This window comes from Methanocaldococcus indicus (assembly GCF_049554935.1).
In the GTDB taxonomy this organism is placed as follows: domain Archaea; phylum AGJL01; class Methanococci; order Methanococcales; family Methanocaldococcaceae; genus Methanocaldococcus; species Methanocaldococcus indicus.
Genome location: NZ_CP186926.1, coordinates 1,194,897 through 1,215,280, shown reverse-complemented (window position 1 = coordinate 1,215,280; position 20,384 = coordinate 1,194,897). Strand labels below are relative to the sequence as shown.

General features: G+C 29.7%; 18 protein-coding genes. 10 read left to right on the top strand and 8 right to left on the bottom strand.

All coding sequences use genetic code 11. The annotated features are described in order from the left end of the window. Window positions 1–18: 18 nt before the first annotated feature. A complete protein-coding gene (locus ACPB8Q_RS06895) occupies window positions 19–1,638 on the top strand; it encodes a DUF128 domain-containing protein (protein WP_423792445.1) in 1,620 nt (539 codons plus the stop codon). Here ACPB8Q_RS06895 and ACPB8Q_RS06890 read toward each other — a convergent pair. Beyond that, a complete protein-coding gene (locus ACPB8Q_RS06890; RefSeq protein WP_423792444.1) occupies window positions 1,633–2,247 on the bottom strand; it encodes a DUF116 domain-containing protein in 615 nt (204 codons plus the stop codon). The genes ACPB8Q_RS06895 and ACPB8Q_RS06890 overlap by 6 nt on opposite strands. A gap of 24 nt (window positions 2,248–2,271) precedes the next feature. Further along, a complete protein-coding gene (locus ACPB8Q_RS06885) occupies window positions 2,272–3,147 on the bottom strand; it encodes a CBS domain-containing protein (protein ID WP_423792443.1) in 876 nt (291 codons plus the stop codon). A 119-nt stretch (window positions 3,148–3,266) separates the two neighbouring features. Between ACPB8Q_RS06885 and ACPB8Q_RS06880 the strand changes: the two genes are divergently transcribed. The 6 genes from ACPB8Q_RS06880 to selD all read left to right on the top strand — a co-directional run bounded on the left by ACPB8Q_RS06880 (window position 3,267) and on the right by selD (window position 10,040). After that, complete coding sequence (locus tag ACPB8Q_RS06880; RefSeq protein ID WP_423792442.1) at window positions 3,267–4,355, top strand: class II glutamine amidotransferase; 1,089 nt, start codon at window positions 3,267–3,269, stop codon at window positions 4,353–4,355. Window positions 4,356–4,360: 5 nt separating this feature from the next. After that, window positions 4,361–5,872, top strand: a complete 1,512-nt coding sequence (locus tag ACPB8Q_RS06875) for a glutamate synthase-related protein (RefSeq protein ID WP_423792441.1) — start codon at window positions 4,361–4,363, stop codon at window positions 5,870–5,872. A gap of 34 nt (window positions 5,873–5,906) precedes the next feature. Then, on the top strand, window positions 5,907–6,680 hold the full coding sequence (locus ACPB8Q_RS06870; RefSeq protein WP_423792440.1) for a hypothetical protein: 774 nt from the start codon (window positions 5,907–5,909) through the stop codon (window positions 6,678–6,680). Window positions 6,681–6,692: 12 nt separating this feature from the next. Beyond that, on the top strand, window positions 6,693–7,757 hold the full coding sequence (locus tag ACPB8Q_RS06865) for a Coenzyme F420 hydrogenase/dehydrogenase, beta subunit C-terminal domain (protein WP_423792439.1): 1,065 nt from the start codon (window positions 6,693–6,695) through the stop codon (window positions 7,755–7,757). Continuing rightward, window positions 7,757–8,842: a formate--phosphoribosylaminoimidazolecarboxamide ligase gene (locus ACPB8Q_RS06860; protein ID WP_423792438.1), complete on the top strand. Its 1,086-nt coding sequence runs from the start codon at window positions 7,757–7,759 to the stop codon at window positions 8,840–8,842. The genes ACPB8Q_RS06865 and ACPB8Q_RS06860 overlap by 1 nt, the downstream gene beginning before the upstream one ends. Window positions 8,843–9,023: 181 nt before the next feature. After that, on the top strand, window positions 9,024–10,040 hold the full coding sequence (gene selD / locus ACPB8Q_RS06855; RefSeq protein ID WP_423792437.1) for a selenide, water dikinase: 1,017 nt from the start codon (window positions 9,024–9,026) through the stop codon (window positions 10,038–10,040). 119 nt (window positions 10,041–10,159) lie between these two features. On the opposite strand, the gene acsB is transcribed toward selD, so the two are convergent. The 6 genes from acsB to ACPB8Q_RS06825 form a co-directional block, all read right to left on the bottom strand. Next, complete coding sequence (acsB, locus tag ACPB8Q_RS06850) at window positions 10,160–12,397, bottom strand: CO dehydrogenase/CO-methylating acetyl-CoA synthase complex subunit (RefSeq protein ID WP_423793427.1); 2,238 nt, start codon at window positions 12,395–12,397, stop codon at window positions 10,160–10,162. 88 nt (window positions 12,398–12,485) lie between these two features. Beyond that, window positions 12,486–13,478 (bottom strand): Clp1/GlmU family protein, encoded by a 993-nt coding sequence (locus ACPB8Q_RS06845; RefSeq protein ID WP_423792436.1) that lies wholly within the window; start codon window positions 13,476–13,478, stop codon window positions 12,486–12,488. Then, complete coding sequence (locus tag ACPB8Q_RS06840) at window positions 13,472–14,023, bottom strand: 2-oxoacid:acceptor oxidoreductase family protein (protein ID WP_423792435.1); 552 nt, start codon at window positions 14,021–14,023, stop codon at window positions 13,472–13,474. The genes ACPB8Q_RS06845 and ACPB8Q_RS06840 overlap by 7 nt, the downstream gene beginning before the upstream one ends. 4 nt (window positions 14,024–14,027) lie before the next feature. Beyond that, window positions 14,028–14,846, bottom strand: a complete 819-nt coding sequence (locus ACPB8Q_RS06835; RefSeq protein WP_423792434.1) for a 2-oxoacid:ferredoxin oxidoreductase subunit beta — start codon at window positions 14,844–14,846, stop codon at window positions 14,028–14,030. A gap of 9 nt (window positions 14,847–14,855) precedes the next feature. Beyond that, window positions 14,856–16,004, bottom strand: coding sequence for a 2-oxoacid:acceptor oxidoreductase subunit alpha (locus tag ACPB8Q_RS06830; protein ID WP_423792433.1), 1,149 nt, complete (start codon window positions 16,002–16,004; stop codon window positions 14,856–14,858). Further along, the gene (locus tag ACPB8Q_RS06825; RefSeq protein WP_423792432.1) at window positions 16,001–16,201 is read right to left on the bottom strand and encodes a 4Fe-4S dicluster domain-containing protein; all 201 of its coding nucleotides are present in this window, start codon (window positions 16,199–16,201) and stop codon (window positions 16,001–16,003) included. Before ACPB8Q_RS06825 ends, ACPB8Q_RS06830 begins: the two co-directional genes overlap by 4 nt. Before the next feature lie 123 nt (window positions 16,202–16,324). Here ACPB8Q_RS06825 and ACPB8Q_RS06820 point away from each other — a divergent pair, with 123 nt between their 5' ends. From ACPB8Q_RS06820 to ACPB8Q_RS06810, 3 genes are read left to right on the top strand one after another with little or no spacing between them, the layout of a single operon-like run. Further along, entirely contained in the window at window positions 16,325–18,904 is a 2,580-nt protein-coding gene (locus ACPB8Q_RS06820) for a hypothetical protein (protein WP_423792431.1), read from the top strand. Between the two features lie 29 nt (window positions 18,905–18,933). Next, window positions 18,934–19,269: a helix-turn-helix domain-containing protein gene (locus ACPB8Q_RS06815; protein ID WP_423792430.1), complete on the top strand. Its 336-nt coding sequence runs from the start codon at window positions 18,934–18,936 to the stop codon at window positions 19,267–19,269. A gap of 1 nt (window position 19,270) precedes the next feature. Next, complete coding sequence (locus ACPB8Q_RS06810; protein ID WP_423792429.1) at window positions 19,271–20,353, top strand: class I SAM-dependent methyltransferase; 1,083 nt, start codon at window positions 19,271–19,273, stop codon at window positions 20,351–20,353. The last annotated feature ends 31 nt before the right edge of the window (window positions 20,354–20,384 follow it).

Below are 20,384 nucleotides of genomic sequence, written 5' to 3'. Positions count from 1 at the left end.
TTTAATGGTGTATATAATATGCCTGATTTGGATAGAAAATTAATAGAGATTTTAGAGATATTGGCTAATTCAAAAGAACCTGTTGGAGCCAAAGTCATTGCAAGAGAACTAAACAAAAAAGGTTATAAGATTGGAGAAAGAGCTGTTAGATATCACTTAAAAATTTTAGATAGCTTAGGATTAACAAAAAAATTGGGCTATTCTGGGAGAATTATAACTGAAAAAGGTTTAGAGGAGTTAGAAAAAGCAAATATTAGTTATAGATTAGGAAGTATTTACTCAAATATCTTAGAAAAGACTATATCATCAAATTATAGATTTGGATATGTTGTTATAAATAGAGCTAAGATATATGCTGATTTTGATGTTGCTGTTGAAACAATAAGGAAAGTATTCTCAGCTGGATTAGTTGTTGGAAATAGAGTTGGATTAATTGATAGAGGTAATTACTCTGAAATATTAACTTTATGCTCATTAAATTTTGATAATATTCTCTTACAAAATGGAATTATGCCTATCCATATATGTGGAGGAATTGTTAAATTTGAAGATAATCAGCCAGTTGAATTTAAGGAGATTATTGAATATAAATCAACATCTATCGACCCACTATTGGCATTTTTAGAAAAGAAAGAAACAGATGTTTTAGGAGTTATTGAAAATGGAGAAGGATATGTTCCAGCCAATTTTAGAGTAATAGCCAAAGAGTATTTACCTAAATTTGAGGAGATTTTAAAATTAGAAGATTTGAAATGTGTTATTAGCTATGGTGAAGAGAATGTTTTAGGTTTAGATATTGGAAATGACTATATAGGAATTGCATTAATAGGAGGATTAACACCAATAGCTCCATTTATTGAAATGGGTTACTACTATGAAATAGTTCCTATGTCATCAATTGTAAGATTAGAATCTTTAACTAAATTTAAAAAAGAAAATAGGGAAATTATAAATAAAAAATCAAAAATAAGGATTAAAAACTCACTATCTAAGATGTTAAATTTAATAACAAAGGTAGATTTTGATATTGATGAAGATGTTGGAAATGTAATTGCAAATGTAGGATACACTGATAAAAAATATTACAATGATGTTTTGGAGTTGTTAAAAGAAGCATATAAGAAGAATTTAGGCATAGGAGATAGATTAAAAGTTGTTGAAGAGAAAGATAAATTAAAAATATATACTATATGTGCTCTAACTTTGGATGGAATTTTTATTAACAACTCTATACCAATCCTCCCAAAGTATGGAGGAGTTATTGAATGTTTAGAAGATAAAAAGAGATTTATAAACATAATTGGATACTCTGGCTCATCCTTAGACCCTCATGAAATATTCTTCAATATGGTGGATTGTGAAACAACATTCTTAGCAGGATTTAGAGAAACTCACAGAATTTCAAGAGAAAAATTAGATTTTGTATTAAAAAAACTAAAATGGAATGGAGTTTTAGATATAGGTGAGCCAAACAATGAACTATATGGAATAAATGTTGGAAAGGATATGTTTGGAATTGTATATTTAGGGGGAATAAATCCATTATCTTGGTTAAATGAGCATGAAATTCCAATAGAAATCAAAGCTATGAAAGAAGTAGTAAGATATGAAGAGTTGATAGATTATAGAGAACTATAATCTCCTAATTAATTCATCTACATCTACAATAGTATTTATGCATCCATCTTTTAATAATGGTTGTCCTTGAGGAATTATTTTTTTCCTTGATAGCATATTCATTCCAAAAAATAGGTCTCTATTACAAGCTACTCCAAAAACTGCCTCAGGCTTTTCTAACTTAATAATTCTTTTAACAAATGTTGAGCCAGGAATTATATAAACTTTATAACCTTTCTCAATAGCTACTTTATAAATTGTTGAAATACTACATTTTCCACACATTATGCAATCAATTCCATTACTATTCAATTTAGCAGGACAATTTTGTGCTCTTAAACAATGAGGTAAAATTAATATCCTTTTTTTAGTTTGTTTATATTTCTCTTCATAGTATTTATTATAAAATTCAACTCCAATATGATAAAATGTATCTTCTGAACCAAAATATAGAAAAATTTTCAAAATAAAGGAATAGAGTGTATCAAATATATAAAGAGCTAATTCAGGTAATATTAACTTTTTCTTTTTAATCAAAATAAATCCAATTATTAATATTAGTATTAAAGAAAATAGTAGAATTATAATAAAAATTAAGGTTATAAGCCCTAATATCTCTAAGAATGTCATCATAATCTCCAATATATAATATTATTAGTTAATATCTCCACTAAGTAATTTTAAAATATCTGTCCTTGTTATTATACCAATTAACTTATCATCTTCCACTATTGGTAATCTCCCAATGTTGTATTTATTCATAATTTTTAAAGCATTATATACCTTCTCATCTTTATTTATAGTTATAACTCTTTTTGACATTACATCTTTAACAAGTTTATTGTTAATATTATCAATATTCTTAATTAAATCATGGATTGTTATCATTCCTATAATTTTATTATTTTCAACTACAGGAGCTCCACTAATATCTTTCTCATTAAATAATTTAGCAACATCTATTAAACTATTATTTGGGGAGATGGTATATACTTTCTTTATACCAATATCACCAACTTTGACATTTGGAATACTACAAACTCTAAATACATCCAGTAACAAAATTCTATGAATATCATCTCTTCCAATAATTCTTCCATAAATAATAATCTTATTATGATATGTAGGTCCAACCTTTATAATATCTCCAATATTAAAGAGTTTAGTATCTCCTTCAATGTATATTTTAGATAAACAACACTTCTCATAACTTACAGTATCAAACTCTATCTTAACAACTTTCACACCTTCTACTTTATTTCCATTCTTATATATTGGAACTATAATCTCTCCTTCATCTTCTAATCCCAAAACTCTATATGCTTTACTTGTAGGAACATAACCTCCCTTAGGTCCTGGAACTCCATCAACTAAATCCAAAGCTCTTAAAGCCTGCATTTGGTTTCTTATAGTTCCTGGATTTCTATTTAATCTTAAAGCTATTTCAGTCCCTTTAACTGGACAATTTTTTTCTCTATAAATATTTATTAATTCTTGGAGAATCTCCTTCTGAATAAATGTTAGTTCCATAACCTATAACCTCATCTAATAACCTTACTAAATATTCTTAATATCATACAATAATATTTTAAATATTACCTCTCTATATCTATAAATACTCTTTTAATTGATATTGAGGTGTTTCTCATATGTGTGGAATTATTGGTTTTATGAGTAGAAAAAAAAAGATGATTAATGGAAAAAAAATAGCTTTGGGATTATGTAGTTTAAAAGAAAGAGGTAATGGTAAAGGTTCTGGATATGTTGGTTATGGAATTTATCCAACAAAATACAAAGATTGCTATGCTTTTCATATATTAATAGATAACAGCCCAAAATTTGAAAAAATAAAAGTTGCTGTTGAAAATGTTTTAGAACAGTATGGAACAATAGTTAAGGATGAAGAAATCCCTACTGAGGAAGGAATAATTGAAAAAGTTCATATTCCATGGAGATACTTTTATGAAGTTGATGAAAAATATTCAGATAGAGAAGAGGATGTTATTGTAGATATTGTTATGGAAATTAATGACAATGTAGATGGGGCTTATGTTATATCAAGTGGTAAAGATTTAGGTGTTTTTAAAGCTGTTGGATGGCCAGAAGAGGTAGCTGAATTTTTTAGAATAGATAAGTATGAAGGTTATTTATGGTTAGCTCATGCAAGATATCCAACAAACACAAAAGCCTGGTGGGGAGGAGCACATCCATTCAACTTACTAAATTGGAGTGTAGTCCATAATGGTGAGATAACAAGTTATGGAACAAATAGAAGATTTGTAGAAATGTTTGGTTATAAGTGTAGATTATTAACTGATACTGAGGTTGTTACCTACATATTAGATTTATTATTAAGAAAGCATAGATTACCTTTGGAATTAGCAACAACTGCATTAGCTCCAAGATTCTGGAATGAAATTGATGATATGCCAGAGGAAGAGAGAGAGTTGCACAAAGCTATTAGATTAACTTATGGAGGAGCTATGTTAAATGGACCTTTTGCTATTGCAGTTGCTACACCAGGAGGACTATTGTTTATGAATGGAGAGATAGAAGAAGATACAACAATGTTTGGGCTAACAGATAGAATAAAACTAAGACCATTAGTTGCAGCTGAAAAAGATGATTTATTATTTGTTTCAAGTGAAGAATCAGCTATAAGGAAGATATGCTCTAACTTAGATAGAGTTTGGATGCCTGATGCAGGAGAGCCAGTAATAGCAAGAGTTTGGAAGTGATAAGTATGATTCCAAGTTATGTGCCACCAAAGTATCAGCCAGTTATTGATTATAGTAGATGTATGCTATGTGGTAGATGTACAGTAGAATGTTCCTGGGGAGTTTATAGGAAAGAGAGAGATAGGATAGTTATCTACCCCAATAGATGTGGAGCATGTCATAGATGTGTAGCAATGTGTCCAAGAAATGCTATAACAATAATAGAGGAGCCAGTTGATTGGAGGAGCCATCCACTATGGACAGCAGATATAAGGAGAGATAACTACAATCAAGCAAAAACTGGAAAGATATTATTAAGTGGAATGGCAAATGCTATGGAACATCCTGTATATTTTGATAGAATTGTATTAGATGCATGTCAAGTAACTAACCCATCTATTGACCCTCTAAGAGAACCAATGGAATTAAGGACATACATAGGAAAGAAACCTAAACAGTTGGAGATAGAATTTGATGAATACAAAAAAGTTAAATTGAAAACAAAGATAGCCCCTAATTTAAAGTTAGATACTCCTATAATGATTGCACACATGTCTTATGGAGCTTTATCATTAAATGCTCATTTATCTTTTGCCAAAGCTGTTAAAGAATGTGGAACATTTATGGGAACAGGGGAAGGAGGATTGCCAAAAGAACTATATCCTTATGCATCTAACATAATTACACAAGTTGCAAGTGGAAGATTTGGAGTTACTCCTGAATATTTAGAAAAAGGAGCAGCTATTGAGATAAAAATAGGACAAGGAGCTAAGCCAGGAATTGGTGGGCATCTTCCAGGAGAAAAAGTTACAGCAGAGATATCTGCAACAAGGATGATTCCTGAGGGAAGTGATGCTATATCCCCAGCTCCTCACCATGATATATATTCAATTGAAGATTTAGCACAATTAGTTAGAAGTTTAAAAGAGGCAACAAGATGGAAAAAGCCAGTGTTTGTTAAAATATCTGCTGTTCACAATGCTCCTGCAATTGCAGTTGGTATAGCCACAAGTGATGCTGATGCAGTTGTTATAGATGGATATAGAGGAGGAACAGGAGCAGCTCCAAAGGTATTTAGAGACCATGTAGGAATTCCTATAGAGATGGCAATTGCTACTGTGGATAGAAGATTAAGAGAAGAAGGTTTAAGAAATGAGATAAGTATTATAGCAAGTGGTGGAATTAGAAATTCAGCAGATGTATTTAAAGCAATTGCTTTGGGAGCAGATGCTGTTTATATAGGAACAGCTGCAATGGTAGCACTTGGATGTAGAGTTTGTGGTAGATGTTACACAGGATTATGTGCATGGGGAATAGCAACACAAAGACCAGAGTTAGTTAAAAGATTAGACCCAGAAAAAGGAGCTGAAAGAGTAGCAAACTTAATAAAAGCTTGGACACATGAAATAAAAGAACTCTTAGGAGCTAATGGAATTAATGCAATAGAAAGTCTAAGAGGTAATAGAGATAGATTAAGAGGAGTTGGATTAACTGAGAAAGAGCTTGAAATATTAGGAATTAAAGCTGCTGGTGAATAAAAAAACCTTTTTTATTTTTTTGAGGGGATAGGTTATGGAAGTTGTTGAAATAGATGCTAAGGATTTACATTATAGAGAACTTAATGAAAAAATTCATAAAGTTATTGAGGAAAATTCTGACTTAAAAAAGATAATTTTAAAGAATGTTTTAGGACAGAGGTTTATAGCTAATGGATTAAGAAAAAAAGATTTAACTATTGAGATATATGGAACACCTGGTGGAGATTTAGGAATGTTTATGAGTGGTCCAACAATTTATGTATATGGAAACTGTGAATTTGCTCCTGGAAACACTATGGATGATGGAAGAATTATAATATATGGAAACAGTGGAGATGTTACTGCTCATTCAATGAGAGGAGGAAAGGTTTTTGTTAGAGGAGATGTTGGTTATAGAAGTGGAATACATATGAAGGCATATAAAGATAAGGTTCCTGTTCTTGTTATAGGAGGAACTGCTAAGGATTTCTTAGGAGAGTATATGGCTGGAGGAAAAATAATTGTTCTAAATATTGATGAGAAGGGAAATGATTTAGGAAAGATAAAGGGGAGAATGATAGGGACAGGAATACATGGAGGAGTTATTTACATAAGAGGAAATATAGACAAGAAACAGCTTGGTGTTGCAGCTGATATAAAAGAATTCACTGATGAGGATTTAAAAAATATTGAAGAAGATGTTAAAGATTTTTGTAAATATTTCAATTTAGAGGATAAGTTTGATGACTTACTATATTCAAAATGGACAAAAATAGCACCTATATCCAAAAGACCATTTGGTAAGCTATATACTCCTGATTTATTTTAAGAAGGTGAGGACATGAAAACATACAAAGATTTAGAGTTAGAGGTGTGGAATAAACATAGATGTTCTGGATGTGGAGCTTGCACATCTGTGTGTCCAGCAGATAATTTATATTTTAAAGAGGAGAGTCCTGTAAAGTTTGAGTGTGATAGCTGTTCTTTTTGTATAGCTACTTATGAAGAAGAGAGACATTATCCAATATCTGCAGAGTTTTGTAAAACTACTGTTTATGATGTCCCTTGTGGGGCTTGTTATGATGCATGTCCAAGAGTAGGAAACTATTATGTAAGTGATGAAATTGGAAACTATTTAAAAGCTTATGCTGCAAAATCAACATTAAATATTAAATATGCTCAAAATGGGGGAGTAGTTTCATCTATTTTATATAATGCATTTGAAGAGGATTTAATAGATGGAGCTATTGTAATGAATATAGACAGATTTACTCTCTCTCCTTACTCATATTTAGCTAAAAATAAAGAAGATGTTTTAAAAACAGCAGGAAGTAAATATTTATGGAGAGAACCACCATTAAGAGCATTAAAAAGAGCTGTTATGGAAGAAAAGTTAGAGAGGTTAGCAATAGTTGGGACTCCATGTGTTATGGATGCTGTTGCTAAAATCTTAGCATCTGATAATGATTTATTAGCACCATTTAGAAAAGCTATTAAGTTTAAAATAGGATTGTTTTGTTTTGAGATTTATGATTATAATAAGTTAGTTGAGATATTAAAAAAGGACAATATAGAACCTTGGGAAATAAAAAAGATGGAGATTAGTAAAGGGAAGTTAAATATATACTTGATTGATGGGACATCCAAAAAATATAAATTAGTTGATATTGAAAAAGCTATGAGAGAAGGTTGTAAGTTTTGTAATGACTTCACAGCTCAAAAGGCAGATATTTCTATTGGTAACGTAGGTAGTGGAGAGAACTACTCAACAGTTCTAATAAGAAATAAATGGGGAGAAGGATTATTCAAGAGAGCTGTATATAATGGATATGTACATATTGATGAAAAGATTAACTTTGATGAAATCAGAAAAATTTCAAGATTGAAAATGAAAAGAGTGGAATAATGATAAAGAAAGAAGAAATTCTTGAAATTTTAGATACATACAATAGGGATGAAATAACTATTGCAACAGTAGGAAGTCATACAGCTCTCCATATATTAAAAGGAGCTAAGTTAGAAGGATTTTCAACAGTCTGTATAACTGTAAAAGGGAGAGATGTTCCATACAAAAGGTTTAGAGTGGCTGATAAATTTATTTACATAGATGACTTTAAAGATATAAAAAATGAAGAAGTTCAAGAGAAATTAAGAGAGTTAAATGCCATAGTTGTCCCTCATGGTTCATTTATTGCATATTGTGGTTTAGATAATATTGAGAATAACTTTTTAGTTCCAATGTTTGGAAATAGGAAGATATTAAGATGGGAAGCTGAGAGAGATTTAGAAAGAAAAATTTTAGAGAATGGAAATATAAGAATTCCTAAAAAATTTAATTCTCCTGATGAGATAGATAGAGCAGTTATAGTAAAATTTCCAGGAGCAAGAGGAGGAAAAGGTTATTTCATAGCTAATTCAAAAGAAGAGTTTTACAAAAAAGCAAATCTTTTAAAAGAAAGAGGAATTTTAGATGATGAAGATATTGAAAGAGCACATATAGAGGAGTATGTTGTTGGAGCCAACTATTGCCTACATTATTTCTATTCACCATTAAAAAATGAAGTTGAGCTTTTAGGAATAGATAGAAGATATGAGAGCAATATTGATGGATTAGTTAGAATTCCTGCTAAGGAACAGTTAGAGTTAGATATGGAACCAAGTTATGTAATAACTGGGAACTTTCCAGTAGTGATAAGAGAGAGCTTATTACCATTAGTGTTTGATATGGGAGATAAATTAGTTAAATCAGCCAAGGAGTTAGTTCCTCCTGGAATTGTTGGTCCTTTCTGCTTACAAAGTTTATGCACAGAAAATTTAGAGTTGGTTGTCTTTGAAATGTCTGCAAGAATAGATGGAGGAACAAACAGCTTTATGAATGGTTCTCCTTATTCTTACATACTATATAATGAACCAATGAGTATGGGTCAAAGAATAGCAAGAGAAATAAAATTAGCTTTAGAATTTGATATGTTAGATAAAATTATTTATTAATTTATTTGAAATTATATTTTATTGAATTAACCATATTAGAATTTTTAATATCTTCTATTTTTCATAAAATTCTTTAATATCCATACCAAGCTAAATAAAATCTTTTGATAAAATTTATTATTTTTTGAGTTAATTATTTTAAAGTTGATTTATGAATTAGTTTATAAGATGGTGATAAAATATGAGATTAACTGAGATGGTTAAACTACATGGATGAGCTTGTAAGCTGCCCAGCACCGAGCTTGAAAATTTAGTTAAAGGCATAGTTTTAGATGAAGATTTAAAAGATTGTGTTGTTGGTTTAGGAGATGATGCATCTGTTATAAAAAGAGGTAATTTATTAATTGCTAAGACAGTAGATGTCTTTACTCCAATTGTAGATAATCCCTACATTCAGGGAAAAATTGCTGCTTGCAACTCTTTAAGTGATATTTATGCTATGGGATTTTTAGATGTTGTTGGTGTTCTTGCAATTGTAGGAATTCCTGAAAAGATGCCTATACAAATGGCTAAGGATATGTTAAAAGGATTCCAAGATTTTTGTAGAGAAGATAAAACATCAATTGTTGGAGGACACACTATACTGAATCCCTGGCCATTAATTGGTGGAGCAGTTACAGGAGTTGGACGTGAGGAAGAACTATTAACAAAAAAAGGAGCTAATGTGGGAGATGTCTTAATTTTAACTAAACCATTAGGAACACAGCCGGCAATGGCATTGAGTAGAGTGCCAGAAGAATTTAGAGATATGTTAAATATATCAAAAGAAGAAGCTGAATATATAATAAATAAAGCAATTGAGTTAATGACAACATCTAATAGAAAATCCTTATTGGCTTTAAGAAAAGCTGAGAAAAAAGTTGGAGATAAAATAGCAAATGCTTTAACTGATGTTACTGGATTTGGTTTATTAGGGCATGCAAATGATATTGCTAAATTTAGTGGTGTAGATATTGAAATAAATCTTCTACCATGTATTAGAGGGACACCAGAACTAAGTAAAAATTTTGGGCATCCATTATTAGAAGGTTATTCTGCTGAAACTGCAGGAGGTTTGTTAATATCTACAAAAAGAGAGTATAAGGATGATTTAATTAGTGAATTAGAAAAAGTAGTTTATGCATTTGAAGTTGGAGAAGTAAAAAGAAAAGGGAATAAAGCTTATTTAAGTAAAGATGTTAAAGTTTTAGAAGTTTAAGCTCGGTGCTGGGCAATCAAAAACTAATAATAAAGTTAAAAATCTAATAATAAAATAAATCAGAAATAATTTTAATGTTTGAGAGCATGCCGAACCCTTTTATAGGGAGGCATGCTCATCTATTTCTTAATAATAATTTTATCAGCTTTTATTATTACATTAGTGAGCTCTATTTTGATTCCAGGAGGTAGAAGTTCAACAAACTTAACAAAGTCCATAGTTTTATCTTCTTCTTTTTTCTCTTCAACCTTTTTAGTTTCAGTTTCTTTTTTAGGTTCTTCTTTTTCTTCAACTTCTTCTTTTGTTTCTTCTTTTTCCCATAGATTAATTACTGGATGTCCTTTCTCTTTTAAGAAATTTCTAAGTTCATCAGTATTTTTTACATCTTCCTCTGTTGCTATCTTATCATATATCTCTTTTGGTATCGCTTCTTTAACTCTCTCTTTTAATTCCCTCGGTAGCCATACTACTCTGTTCCATCCACCATCTCCTTGTAAGAATTTAGGAGATTGCATATAACTAATTGATATTCCAACGAATCCAGGAACTTGGTTTCCTCCGCTACACTGTCCCGCTAATGTTGAAAACGGTATTCCTAATGGTGTCTCTCCTTTAAAGTTCCTATGCACTATCCCAAATCCATCTACTTCTGGAATATAAAACGCTACCGCCTCAAAACATCCACAGGATGTGCATGGACTTTCTAAACATGAATGTAGAGCAAATTGTTTAACAGCTCCTTGACTATATTCTTCAACAACTTTATTAACCCCTGAATAAATTCCTAATTTTTCATCTAAACATTCTTCTTTTTCAATTGCAAATATTGGTCCATTAGGGTCTATCTTTGCAGCTGCTCTCGCATCTAAATAGTTTATACTTCCACATAATGAAGGTCTATCAGGAGTTATAACACATACGTGTGTTGGAGCAAAACTTTGACACATTATACAACCATAAAATACATCTACATCCTCTTCTCTAATTGATTTGGTTTTTTCGTCTCTTTTCTTATATATCTCTTTGGCTTTTTCTAATTCTTCTTTAACTTTTTCGGGGTCAGTTATTATAGTTACTTCGCAACTCTCAATTATTGGGAAATGCTCTTTAAACAAATCTTTAATAACTTCACCAATATGTTTTAATCTTAAACCTTTTTTAAAAGCATCTTTTGAAACCCTTATCCACACTTGGTCTCTTTGATTTAAATGCATAACCCCTTCTATATAGTTAAAAAATTCATGGACTCTTCTCTCTAAAACTCCTTCTAAATCTTCTTCCAAATCCTTACCTTTAACTTTAACAATAATAGCGAAAGGATGAGCTTTTCCTTCCTCTAATTCATCTAAATCTTTCCCTATAATTTCAACTTTATCCTCTGCGTTGTTATCTACTCTCACTAACTCAAATCCATAACTCTTTGGTCCAGCTAATTCTACATACATATCGGGCTTCCTTATCCTCTCCCCTTCATTCATCGGTCCTACTGATACTGGAATTTTAAACTCTTTAACTTTAACTTCAATATCTTTCATTTTTAAGGCATTCTCAACTATATTATCAATATCAGAATACTCCAAAGCTTTTTCTATAACTGGGACTTTATTATTAGTTATAACAGGAATTCCTGCTTTTATACATCCTGCTCCAGCTGAGAGAGTTATATTATCTAAATCTCCCAAAGCTATAACTATTGCTGGCACTCTATCTTTTAAATAACTAATAATTTCTTCAGTATTTCCTGGTTTAATATTTCCAAAAATTAAAGGTGCTCTAACTGCTAAATTAGCGGCATGAGCAGCAGAAGTTATTTCTCTACCAATAGGCACTAAAAGAGTATCTAACCCCAAATCTATATTTGCATCTTTTAGCTCATCAATTATTTCTCCAACAAATAAAGCCAAAATATTTCTTTTTCTTATATCTTCAACTAATTTTTTTAGCTTTTCTTTATCTCCTACTTTTCCAATAACAACTAAAATAGCTGGAATCTTCCCTTCAACTAATGGAACTCCCAAACCTCTTAAAATTTCATCAGGAATAAATCCTGTTGTATCAGTGTAAGGATTACCTTTTGCATATTTTAGAGCTTCAATTGCTTCAGCAGCTATTAAAGTTATAACCCCAGAATTTAAAGCATTCTCCAAAGTTTCTTCATCTTTAACTTCCAATGAATTTAATAACTCTTTTAAATCTTTAACTGTTTTTATTTCTTTTCCTAATAAACCATAGATTATAGGTAAGTTGTAAGAAGTCCCAGGATACTCTAATTTTAGATTGTCATCTTCTTTATTTGCTAAATCTCTTGCTAAATTTAATGCTAATTTTGCCCCTTCAATAATCTCTTTAACAACCATACTATCCCTAAAAACAGCTTTATTAGATAAAACTAAAATAACCAAAAAAATATAAACTTATTTAATAAAAAATAGCAATTTATTATTACTAAATTAGTTCTCTATCTAAATAAGCTCCTTCTGTAAAGTCATCATTTATTTTTATTCTACCAAATCTTATCTCCTTTATATTATCCAAACTTATAGGAGTCAAAATTTTTAAAGTTTCATTTTCAAAGTCAATCTCTTTCACAATTCCTAAACCTTCACAAAAACCATCTTTATCAATCAATCCAACTAATAAGTTTAAAAATCTGTCTTTATCTAAATAAAATATAAAATTTCTATCTAAACTTATATGGATTCTTTCTAAATCTTCCTTAACAATTATATACTGCTTATCTATTCTACTTCCATAAAGAATTTTCCATTTTAATAGATTCTCAATTAGATACTTTTCATTTTCAGTTATTTTAACACCATAAAACAATTTACTTCCTGATAAAATAAAATCTTTGAAGTTGATTATAATTTCTTTACTATTCTCAAAGTATTTTTTCCATTTTTCTTCTCTTATCTTTTTTCTCTCTTCCTTTGAATATGTTTTGTTGCTATATGACTTTAAAAATTTTACATTTTCATATCTTAAAAGATTCCTTAGTTCTTTATCCCTTTCAATTCCAACAATTAAATCAGGTTTTAAACTCTCAATTAACAGTTTTATTAGCTCTCCACCAATTCCATATATAAATCCTGGTGTATCTATTAAAACTAAATCATTAACTAAATTAGCTAATTTATTGGCTCCTACAATCATCTCTCCTATAAATTGAGCTGGTGTTGTAGAACCTATAAAATAATGCTTTACTAAAAAAGAGTATTTTAAAGAGATTGTTGCAGGAGGTAAAATAGATTTTTGTCCAACATCCAAATCTAAAATTCCACAATTTAGATTATTTGATAAAAAGTTTATTAATGTTGTTTTCCCAACATCTACATTTCCAACTATTAAAATTCTTTTATAATTATTCTCTTTTATTTCCTCTAACAATTCATATCTATCTTTTGAAATCTCTATAGATGTTGAAGCTTTATTTAACATACTTCTCCTTTTGCTTTTTTTCCTAATTCAAATCCTTTTTCCAAAGCTTTTAAATTCAATTCAATGAATTTTTCTTTAACAGATTCAGCAACTGCTTTTTTTATACTATCCTTAGATACTACTCCTGTTAATTCAACTAATGCCCCTAACATAACTACATTTGCAACAATCCTATTTCCTAACTCATAAGCTGCCTTAGTTGCTGGAATTTTGTAGATAGTAATATCATCTCTCTCAGGATGTTTTGTCATCATATCTGGGTCATATATGAGAATTTTCCCACTATCTAAATCAGAAATATAGCTATCTAATGCCTCCTGTGACATAGCTATCAATATATCTAAATTTCTAACTTTTGGATAATCTCTTGGATTGTCTGATATAACTACTTCACACCTTGATTTTCCTCCTCTTGCCTCTGGCCCTATAGATTGTGTTTGAAAGGCATACAAATCTTCATATAGAGCAGCAGCCCTTCCTAAAATAATTCCAGCTAATTGTATTCCCTGCCCTCCAAATCCTGCAAATCTTAGCTCTTTTCTCATAAATTCACCTTATTACTTTACATTTTTCTAACATCTTATAGTATTTGTCAGTATATTCTTCTCTCTCCCTATTTACAAATTCTCCAACTATAATCTTACCTTTTAATTCCTCTTTATCCATTCTTTCTGCCTTTGCCTTAACAACTGAGTTCTCTTTTATATATTTTAAAAGTTCTGTGTTTGATTTAAAATTGTTCATTCTTCCAAAGTATGTATAGCATTGAGAAATAACTTCTATAAATGCAAGTCCTTTTGTTTCAATTCCTTTTTTTATTGCTCTTGCTAATTGGAAAGGATGTGCTGTTGTCCATCTTGCTACATAACTTGCTCCTGCTGCCACTGCCAACTTACATAAATCAAAAGGATTCTCTATATTCCCATAAGGGGCTGTTGTAGCTCTAAAACCTTCTGGTGTTGTTGGTGAAACTTGACCTCCTGTCATACCATATATTTGGTTATTCACACAAATAACAGTTATATCTATATTTCTTCTACATGCATGTATAAAGTGATTTCCTCCAATAGCTGCTAAATCTCCATCTCCTGTAAAATTAACAACAGTTAATTCAGGATTAGCTAATTTAATTCCTGTGGCAAATGCTAAACTTCTTCCATGTGTGGTATGTAGAGAATCTAATAAAAAGTATCCTGGAACTCTTGAAGAACATCCTATTCCAGAAGTTAAAACTAACTTATCTAAATCTAAATTTAGCTCATCAACTGCTTTACAGAAACAGTTCATTATAATTCCAATTCCACAACCTGGACAAAATATATGTGGTAATCTGTCTTTTCTTAAATATTTCAAAGCAAAATGTTCCAAATTCTCACCTTACTTATTTTTTAAATAATAATTTTTAATTTCATCTGGTGTAGGAATTTCTCCACCTATCTTAGTATATGATAGAACTTCACACTCTCCTTTACTTGCTCTTTGAACTTCTCTAACTATCTGTCCTAAGTTTATCTCAGGAACTAATATCTTTTCAGTTTCTTTTGCTACTTTGTAGATAAATTCATCATGGAACGGCCAAACTGTATTTAACTTAACATATCCTACACTTAATCCTTCTTCTCTCAACTCTTTAACTACTACCTCAGCACTTCTTGATGGAGCTCCATAAGCAACTATAACTAAATCAGAACAGTCATCTAAGTACCAACCTTCATAAGAAAAGATATCATCAATATTTTTTAATATTTTGTTATTCAATCTTCTAACCAACTTATCATGTGTCTCAGGAGAAACATCAGGATATCCTTTTTCATTGTGAGTTAAACCTGTTACATGAACTCTATACCCTTTCCCAAAGGTAGGAAACTTAGGAACTAAATTCTCCCCTGGCTTAAATGGAAGTTCATCTAATCCTTCCTCTCTATCTACAATCTCATATTTATCATAACTATCAATAACTAACTTCTCTCTCATATGTCCAACAATCTCATCACTCATAACAAAAGTAGGAACTCTATATTTTTCAGCTAAATTAAAGGCCATTATTGTGTATTCAAAACATTCTTGAACAGATGAAGGAGAAAGTGCAATTATTTGATAGTCCCCATGACTTCCCCACTTAGCTTGTTGCATATCACTCTGAGATGCCATTGTTGGCTGTCCAGTTGAAGGAGAACCTCTTTGAACATTGACAATAACTAATGGTGTTTCAGTCATAACTGCATAACCAATATGTTCTTGCATTAAACTAAATCCAGGGCCAGATGTAGCTGTCATTGCTTTACATCCAGCCCATGAAGCTCCTATAACAGCAGCTAATGAACCTATCTCATCCTCCATTTGGATATAAGTCCTTCCCAACTGAGGTAATCTGTATGCCATTCTTTCTGCTATCTCTGAGGATGGGGTTATTGGATAACCTGCATAAAAGTTACATCCAGCTACAATAGCTCCCTCAGCACAAGCTTCATTTCCTTGCATAAAATAAGCTCCTGGCTTTAATCTTCCTTTTTCATCCAATTTCATTTTTTCACCACTGCAATAGCTTGGTCAGGACACATCATTTCACAAATTTTACAATATGTGCATTTACTCTCATCTTCAACCTTAGGAGGATAAACTCCTTTCTTACTTAGCTCTTTTGATATGGTAAAAACTTTCTTTGGGCAGAACTCAATGCATATATAGCAAGCTTTACATAACTCTTTATTTATATATATCATTCTTTTCACCTACAAAAATAGTTTATATATTATTAATTCTGCTAAAAATAAAAAATAGATTTATTAAGATTTAAAGCATAACACCATATATAATATTTTCTCCTATCTCAAAAGGTGAGATATATGAGCAAAAGTATAAAATTATGGTTATTGATATTATGCATCTCAATATTTAGTTATGCTTGGGGAAATGTGGAGATTTACAAAATAGCAACTCCTTATGACCCTCCAAATGCTCCAATGTTACATATAAAGATTGATGAGCAAATTCTCTATATTGGGATTGTCAATAAAGATGATTATGAGCATAGGGTAAAGATAGTTGTTGAATGTAATGGAAAAAAATATGACTATGGATATATTAGTTTAGCTCCAAATTCACATATAGAAAATGTTATAGAGTTAAGAGTTCCAATAACTGATGATAAAGAGCATGATGTTAAAGTTTCTTTAGTAGATGATGAAGGAAAGACAATAGCTTCAAAAACATTTAAAATTAAAGTTATTTTTCCAATAGATGTAAAAAATATAACTTGCTCTGATGGATACTATTTAAATAAGAATACTCAGGTTTGTTTTTCTAATTGGTTTAAAATTACATTAAAAAGTAATCCTTATGCATCAAGTGACTATATAGCAAAAGTTTGGATTGTAGCTAAATCTGGAAATAATGTTATATATGATGGAATAAACAACTCACAGACAGTATATATTCCATATGGTGAAGAAAAAACAATATATTTTAAAATTCCAGAAATAAATATTACTGATGACAATTTTAAAATTACTACTTATGTTGAAGTTTTAAATGTTACTCATAGTGTAGATGGATATGAAGAAACAATTCAGAGAAGAGATAAAAATGGAATATGGTTTGATTACAAAAGTGAGCCAATGACATTTTTACTACCAGTAGTCATTAAAAATATTAAGGTTTATAATAAAATAGATGATAATACCTCAAATATTGTAAAAAACTTCTACTACAATGCCTGGATAGATGATGATATAGAAAAGGCAATTAATGACAAATACTATAGAAAATATGTAGAAATTCCAAGATACTATGTTAAAGATGATGATAGATATTTAGCTATTTTAAAAGTTGATTTAGAAAATAAATACAATGAAGATGTTAATACAAAGTTTGTTTTATGCTATGATAATTATACTGTGGTTAGAGATATTAAATTAAATAAAACATCTACTGGAACTTTATATATTCCAATATATCCTAAATTAGGAAATGTGAAAATATATTCTGAGGTTTATCCAGATATAAATTACTTAAAATTAATATATAGAAAAGAAACAACTTTAAATCCAAATCCTACACCAATCTCACCAATTAAGATAGTAAGTATATCTCTACCTCAGGAAAAAAGTATAATTAGAGGAGTCTCTAAAAATAGTGGTTATGTTTTAGTAGGAAAAACTTATAATATGACTATCACTCTATACAATATCTACAACAAAACTTTAACAGGGAAAATTATTGTCTATGACAAACTAAACAAGAAAGGAATTGTAAATTATACAAGTAATATATACTTTATTGTTCCTCCTCATACAAAAAAAGATTACAATATTAGTATAAAATTTAATAGAGAGTTTAATGGAGATTTATATATTAAAGTAGTTCCAGATGAAGGAGCTAAAGATTCATATGCAACAGTTCATTTTAATGCTATATATCCAATTAGAGTTGAATATTTAAAATATATAACTCCATTAGTTAAAATTAATGCAATAAAATATAATAACTCAATATATGTAAATAAGCCAGTTGTTGGAATTCCTTGTAAGGTAGAGGTAAAATTTGCAAATAAATTAAATATTCCCCTAAATTGTGAAGTTTATTTAGAAGTAATTAATAGAAATGGAACAATTGAGTATATTTCTCCAAAAAAAGATGTTTTAGTAGAAAATGACTCTTCAACTGTGGTAACGTTCCCAATAACCTTTAAAGAAGGCTTTAAAGGATATACTGTAGTCCATATTATTCCAAAAAATTTAGGTGTTGATATCATATTTGGAAATGGTTTAGGATTACATCCTGTTTCAATACCTAATGAGTATGAGATTGGTAGATATTCTGCATTAGATTTATTAGGAAATAGTGTCCCAACAAAGACATTTAAATTGACAGAAGTTATATCCCCTGTTTATATAGAAAATATAACAATAAATAACTCAAAAATGTATGTAAAATTATCTAATAAAGATTTCCCTTTAAATATAACTGCAGAATATTGGACATCTTTTAATGAAACTCCAAGAACTATATCAATTCCTCCAAATAGCTATAAAGTTGTTGAAATACCTCTTAAAAATATAAACTCTAATAAGGTAGAATTTTACATTAAAGTAGATAAATTTATTATATTAAATAACACTATTAAGTCAATTGTACTTAAAAAGGAAATATTAATAAAGGATTTCCAAAATATAAGCAATATAGTAGAAAATGTAGTAGAGAATGAAACCACTAATACCACAAATACAACAAATAATAATATTACCAATTTAAAAGAAAATATCACTATTAACCCAACTACTAATAATCCAAGCCCAAAAAATACAATGGTAAAAGAAACACAACAAAACACATCTAATATGCAAAAAGAAGAAAATAATGGATTGTTTGGGTTTATATCTTCAATAATAAGTGGAATAATTAATAGAGTTTTCCAAATTATTTAAAAAATTTTTATATAATCTCTGGTGATACTATGAGTATCGTCTTTTTAGACCCTATGATTGTTAGGTCGCTAAACAAAAGTAAATTAAGAAAAAAAATATTATATTACTTGTACAATATATATCCTTATGGTACTTATTTATCAGAAATATCCCGTGGCGTTAAATCAGACCCAAGTAATGTATTAGGTTGTTTAAAAGGACTAAATGGTAGATATAACGGTCATTTTTCATTAATTGAGCTTGGTTTAGTAGAATGTGAAGAAAAAGGTGGTATAAAAATATATAAACTTACTGAATATGGAAAAAAAGTTGTTGAAGTCCTCAAAGACCAAGATAGTGATATAATATCTTCTATGAGGTGGTAATATGCCTATAAACAACAATAATTTAGATAAGCTCAATTTAGATATTTCATCAATCTTTTCAGAATATCAACCATCTGAAAATGATTCAAGTGATATACTATCAAAAAGTTTAAGGTTAAAAAAGAAAATAGAAATGGCAGATAAAACCATAGATTACTTAGGCCAAGATTTATTAACAACATTTATTAGACAGGGAATTGAATTTGGTATTTTCCAAAATATAGCTCAATATCATCCAAATGTTAAAGAATTATTGGACAAGATATCTTATCCTAACAAACAATTTATATTAGAGTTTGTAAAAACTGGGGCAAATATAGGTATTATTAATTACTCTGATGGAAAACTATCTATGAATGAAGATTTTGAAATTAAAATTAAAATGCCTGAATTTGACAAAATCATTAGTGACTATGTAATGAAATATACTTATATTACTCATGTAGCTAAGTATGCATTAATAAGTAGTAAGCATCCTAAAATTGCAATAAACTTTAAAAAAGACCCAGATATTTGGGACATGATTTTAAGTAGTCCATATTATCATCTATGTAGGGAGATATCTACATTAGCCACAAACTTAGAATGTGATGATTGCATCTTAGATGTAGGTTGTGGTTCATGGTCTCCTTACTACTATATTGGTCATGTTCATCTAATAGGCCATTACACAGGAATAGATATATCAAAAGGTTTAATAGAGATAGCAAAAAATAGAGTAAAAAGAAGATATTTTGATTCCTATGATTTGAGAGCTATGGACTTTTATGATATGGCCCCAAAAGAAAAATATTCTTTGATTATATGCTCTCACACTTTGAGATATCTTCCATCATTAAAAACATTTATAAAAAAATCTATGAACTCCTTAGTCCCAGGAGGTAGATTATTTATAATGGAGGAGTACTTTGCAGACAAGTTTGACCCAATTAAAAATGAGTTATTTACTTTCTACAATAAATTAAATGATAGATTTGTAAAATACTATGAAGTTAATGAAATTATAAATACATTGGATAGTTTAGGATATGACTATAAGATTAAATTGTTAGGAAATTCCTGTTTAACAATTGAAAAAATTTAATTTTTTATTATATTGTTTATATTTTTATTAT

What these genes read in the sequence shown, in the direction of transcription:
- ACPB8Q_RS06895 (WP_423792445.1), top strand. Translation starts at nt 19, where the DNA reads ATGCCTGATTTGGATAGAAAATTAATAGAGATTTTAGAGATATTGGCT.
- ACPB8Q_RS06890 (WP_423792444.1), bottom strand. Translation starts at nt 2,247, where the DNA reads ATGACATTCTTAGAGATATTAGGGCTTATAACCTTAATTTTTATTATA.
- ACPB8Q_RS06885 (WP_423792443.1), bottom strand. Translation starts at nt 3,147, where the DNA reads ATGGAACTAACATTTATTCAGAAGGAGATTCTCCAAGAATTAATAAAT.
- ACPB8Q_RS06880 (WP_423792442.1), top strand. Translation starts at nt 3,267, where the DNA reads ATGTGTGGAATTATTGGTTTTATGAGTAGAAAAAAAAAGATGATTAAT.
- ACPB8Q_RS06875 (WP_423792441.1), top strand. Translation starts at nt 4,361, where the DNA reads ATGATTCCAAGTTATGTGCCACCAAAGTATCAGCCAGTTATTGATTAT.
- ACPB8Q_RS06870 (WP_423792440.1), top strand. Translation starts at nt 5,907, where the DNA reads ATGGAAGTTGTTGAAATAGATGCTAAGGATTTACATTATAGAGAACTT.
- ACPB8Q_RS06865 (WP_423792439.1), top strand. Translation starts at nt 6,693, where the DNA reads ATGAAAACATACAAAGATTTAGAGTTAGAGGTGTGGAATAAACATAGA.
- ACPB8Q_RS06860 (WP_423792438.1), top strand. Translation starts at nt 7,757, where the DNA reads ATGATAAAGAAAGAAGAAATTCTTGAAATTTTAGATACATACAATAGG.
- acsB (WP_423793427.1), bottom strand. Translation starts at nt 12,397, where the DNA reads ATGGTTGTTAAAGAGATTATTGAAGGGGCAAAATTAGCATTAAATTTA.
- ACPB8Q_RS06845 (WP_423792436.1), bottom strand. Translation starts at nt 13,478, where the DNA reads ATGTTAAATAAAGCTTCAACATCTATAGAGATTTCAAAAGATAGATAT.
- ACPB8Q_RS06840 (WP_423792435.1), bottom strand. Translation starts at nt 14,023, where the DNA reads ATGAGAAAAGAGCTAAGATTTGCAGGATTTGGAGGGCAGGGAATACAA.
- ACPB8Q_RS06830 (WP_423792433.1), bottom strand. Translation starts at nt 16,004, where the DNA reads ATGAAATTGGATGAAAAAGGAAGATTAAAGCCAGGAGCTTATTTTATG.
- ACPB8Q_RS06825 (WP_423792432.1), bottom strand. Translation starts at nt 16,201, where the DNA reads ATGATATATATAAATAAAGAGTTATGTAAAGCTTGCTATATATGCATT.
- ACPB8Q_RS06820 (WP_423792431.1), top strand. Translation starts at nt 16,325, where the DNA reads ATGAGCAAAAGTATAAAATTATGGTTATTGATATTATGCATCTCAATA.
- ACPB8Q_RS06815 (WP_423792430.1), top strand. Translation starts at nt 18,934, where the DNA reads ATGAGTATCGTCTTTTTAGACCCTATGATTGTTAGGTCGCTAAACAAA.
- ACPB8Q_RS06810 (WP_423792429.1), top strand. Translation starts at nt 19,271, where the DNA reads ATGCCTATAAACAACAATAATTTAGATAAGCTCAATTTAGATATTTCA.